This window comes from Acidovorax sp. KPB24-03 (assembly GCF_057546605.1).
Genome location: NZ_BAAJYR010000369.1, coordinates 1 through 3,424, shown reverse-complemented (window position 1 = coordinate 3,424; position 3,424 = coordinate 1). Strand labels below are relative to the sequence as shown.

The window sequence follows — 3,424 nt, the reverse complement described above, 5'->3', positions numbered from 1 at the left end:
TTTTTCCTGCGCGCACTGGCGCCCCTGGGGATCGCCGTCGCCATGAAGGGGCCGCACGGGGCAGGCCTGGGCAAGAACGGCAAACCCTCGCTCTGGATCTACGATGCCGAAGACCGGCCGAGCCCGCTGCACCTGGCGTTCACGGCGGAAAGCCGGCGCCAGGTGGACGCGTTCCATCGTGCGGCGATCGAAGCCGGGGGGCAGGACAATGGCCCTCCCGGACTGCGCCTGCACTACCACCCGCACTATTACGCCGCTTTCGTCATCGGGCCGGATGGTCACAACGTGGAAGCGGTGTGCCATCTGCCGCAGGAGTGAAGTGGCAATCCGACACCAAGGCCAAAGGAGCCAACGATGAAGGTTGAAGGAAGCTGCTACTGCGGCGCCATCGAATACGAAGCGCAGGTACAGCCTGGCACCACGACGGTCTGCCACTGCGCGGACTGCCAAGCCCAATCCGGCTCCGCCTTCCGGGCAAACATCGCCGCGCCGGCAGACGGGTTCCGGCTGATCAAGGGGCAGCCCCGCACCTACACCAAGACAGCCGCCAGCGGCAACCAGCGCCTGCTCGCGTTTTGCGAAGTCTGCGGGAGTTCGCTGTATGCCTGTGCGCTCGAGAATCCGCAGTCCTACTCGTTGCGGATCGGCACTTTGAAGCAACGGCAAGAGCTGGGCACCCCGCAGCGCCAGATCTGGACACGGCGTCGTCACGATTGGGTGGGCCTGCCAGACAGTGTGGAGTCGTTCGACGGGCAGCCGTGAGCCGGGCAGGGCGGTGCCCGTGCCACTGCAACCCTGCAGGTTCGCAGAAGCTGCCGGGTGCCTCCATCTGCAAAGCCTGGCGAATGGCCTCTGACGGGCGTGTCGGCAGAAGCCGGCCGCCAAAACATCTTTCGCGAGAGGACTCTTGGCGCGGCATGCGGGCGCGCCTTCCACTCCAAGTCGCGTGACCGGGCTATCGGGTCTTGATGACGAAGAGCGCCAGAGCCATCAGGCCGACGCCTGCCAGTTGGGTCGCGCTCAGCATCCGGCCATAGACCGCCCAATCCAGCAGCACTGCCGTCAATGGATAGACATACTGCAGCACAGCGACCCTGCCCAGAGTCAGGCAGGCCATTGCCGTGAACAAAATGGCATAGGCCAGACCGGTATGCAGCACGCCCAGTCCGGCCAGCCAGGCCCATGCGGCGGCGTCCGAGGGCCAACCATGTGCCCATGGAACCCATAGCAGCACCAGCGTTCCCACCGCGCACTGCCACCACGCCAGCGCGAACGGGGTGACGACCTTCTCTGTCTTGGCGATGATCGTCACGCCCGCATAGCTGAGCGATCCGCCCAGGCACATCAGCAAACCCGTGAGATAGTCCACCCCCGATGCGCCGGCCACGGAGCCACTGCCCCACAGGCCGGTCGTCAAGACCAGACCGCCCAATGCCACGGCGGTTGCCGCTTTCTGCGCCGCAGTGACATGCTCGCGGAGCACCAGCGCACCGAACACCATGATCCACACCGGCTGAATGTGGAAGACCACCGTCGCGACGGCAATCGACGTGCGCGGTATGGCGGCAAAGAACAGCGCCCAGTTCACGACCATCAGGCAGCCCGTCGCGCAGACGATCCACCCGCTGCGACCGCGCAGGGGAAGCTCTCGGGTTCGGCCGGTTGCCATGCCCCATGCCAGCAACGCCAGCGCTCCGAATGCGCAGCGAAACAGCACGGTCACCAGAGGGTGTTGATTTGCCTCTTCGACGAACACGCCGACGGTGCCCAGCAGCAGGCCGCCCGCGATCATCAGCCATTGGCCCTGCGCTTCCCGCTTGGCACAAGCGCCCACCTCGGGGGGGAGCGATGGTTGAAACGTGGCGGAAGGCTTGTGGTCCATGTCCCGATGCTCATGCCGCAGCGGGCTGCCGTAAAGCAAATAGTTCAATCGCTTAGTATTCGACAATCGAATTCAAAGAGGATCGAGCGCATTCAATGACCTACCCCGATCTGCAAATCGACTGGCTGCGCGCCTTTGTGGCGGTCGTGGATGCGGGCTCGCTTTCGGCGGCAGCACCCCTGGTTCACCGCTCCCAGGCGGCCGTGAGCATGCAGATCAAGAAACTGGAGGCCGCCTTGGAACGGCCGGTGCTGCTGCGCGGGCCGCACCACCTGCAACTGACGCCAGCGGGCGCCGAGCTGCTGGGCTATGCGCGCCGCATGCTGGCCCTTCAGACGGAGGCGCAGACGGCGCTTTTCGGGCCGGACCTGTCCGGGCGCGTGCGGCTCGGCGTTCCCGATGACTATGCATCGACCTACCTGACACCGGTGTTGCGCAGCTTTGCGGGCCGCTACCTGGGGGTGGAGATCGAGTTGACCTGCGAGCAATCCACTTCGCTCATCCCCAAGGTGGTACGGGGTGAGTTGGACCTGGCGCTCGTGTCCCGCGACAAGCCGAAACGGGGCCGGCTTCTCTTTCAGGAGCCCTTGGTCTGGGCCGGCGCTGCGCAGCATGAGGTGTGGCGCAAGACCCCGCTGCCCATTGCCGTCTACGAGGAAGGCAGCATGGCCAGGACCGCGGCGCTGTCCAGCCTCGCGGCCCATCGCCGGGCCTACCGGGTCGTGTACCACAGCTCGAGCCTAGCAGGACAACTGGCCGCGGTGGAAAGCGGCCTTGCCGTCGCGGTTTTTACCCACTGCAGCGTGCCTGCCCATCTCCAGGTATTGCAGAGCCTGCCCGCGGGATTCGAACTGCCCCCCTTGATTTCCATGGAAGTGGCCGCGCTGCGCAGCAAGGCATCCAGGCACTCGGCGGCAGTGGACGCCATGGAAGAGCAGCTGCTGAAAACGCTGGCCAGGCCATAGGCCCGGCGCCTCGATGGCGTGCGGTTTCGGCAAGCGGGTTGTCACCCGGCCTGCACCCGCGCTCTCTCATTGAAGGCGCGGCGCTCCCGACCCCGAGGCCGCAGCAAGCGCCCCCCGTGCCAGTCCCGCGCTGCCCATCGCATTGAGCCGGAACCGCGCCACCGTCGCCGCCAAGCGGCTGGCCTGGTCGTTCAGGCTTTCCGCGGCGGCTGCGGATTCCTCCACCAGGGCCGCGTTCTGCTGGGTCATCTGGTCGAGCTGGTTGACGGCGGTGTTCACCTGGCGGATGCCGTCCGACTGCTCGGAGGTGGCAGCGGTGATCTCCCCGATGATGTCGCTCACGCGCTGCACGCTGCTCACGATCTCTTCCATGGTCGTGCCCGCGTCCTGCACCAGGCGGGAGCCGGCCGCCACCTTCTCGACCGAGTTGCCGATGAGGGCCTTGATCTCCTTGGCCGCGTCGGCCGAGCGGCCGGCCAGGCTGCGCACCTCGCTGGCCACCACCGCGAAGCCGCGGCCCTGCTCGCCGGCCCGTGCGGCCTCGACGGCGGCATTCAGCGCCAGGATGTTGGTCTGG

General features: G+C 66.5%; 5 protein-coding genes. 3 read left to right on the top strand and 2 right to left on the bottom strand.

Going from position 1 to position 3,424, the window contains the following annotated elements; genetic code table 11:
- Both AC27KI_RS21040 and AC27KI_RS21035 read left to right on the top strand, forming a co-directional pair.
- Positions 1–318: VOC family protein (locus AC27KI_RS21040; protein WP_487115649.1), on the top strand; the 318-nt coding region annotated here is incomplete at its 5' end.
- A 36-nt stretch (positions 319–354) separates the two neighbouring features.
- Positions 355–762: a GFA family protein gene (locus AC27KI_RS21035; protein ID WP_284402811.1), complete on the top strand. Its 408-nt coding sequence runs from the start codon at positions 355–357 to the stop codon at positions 760–762.
- 193 nt (positions 763–955) lie between these two features.
- Here AC27KI_RS21035 and AC27KI_RS21030 read toward each other — a convergent pair whose 3' ends face one another.
- Positions 956–1,882: a DMT family transporter gene (locus tag AC27KI_RS21030; protein WP_487089954.1), complete on the bottom strand. Its 927-nt coding sequence runs from the start codon at positions 1,880–1,882 to the stop codon at positions 956–958.
- Positions 1,883–1,977: 95 nt separating this feature from the next.
- On the opposite strand from AC27KI_RS21030, the gene AC27KI_RS21025 reads away from it, so the two are divergent.
- Positions 1,978–2,847 (top strand): LysR family transcriptional regulator, encoded by an 870-nt coding sequence (locus AC27KI_RS21025; RefSeq protein ID WP_487089955.1) that lies wholly within the window; start codon positions 1,978–1,980, stop codon positions 2,845–2,847.
- Positions 2,848–2,913: 66 nt separating this feature from the next.
- On the opposite strand, the gene AC27KI_RS21020 is transcribed toward AC27KI_RS21025, so the two are convergent.
- The coding region (locus AC27KI_RS21020; protein ID WP_487115647.1) for a methyl-accepting chemotaxis protein at positions 2,914–3,424 on the bottom strand (511 nt) is incomplete at its 5' end.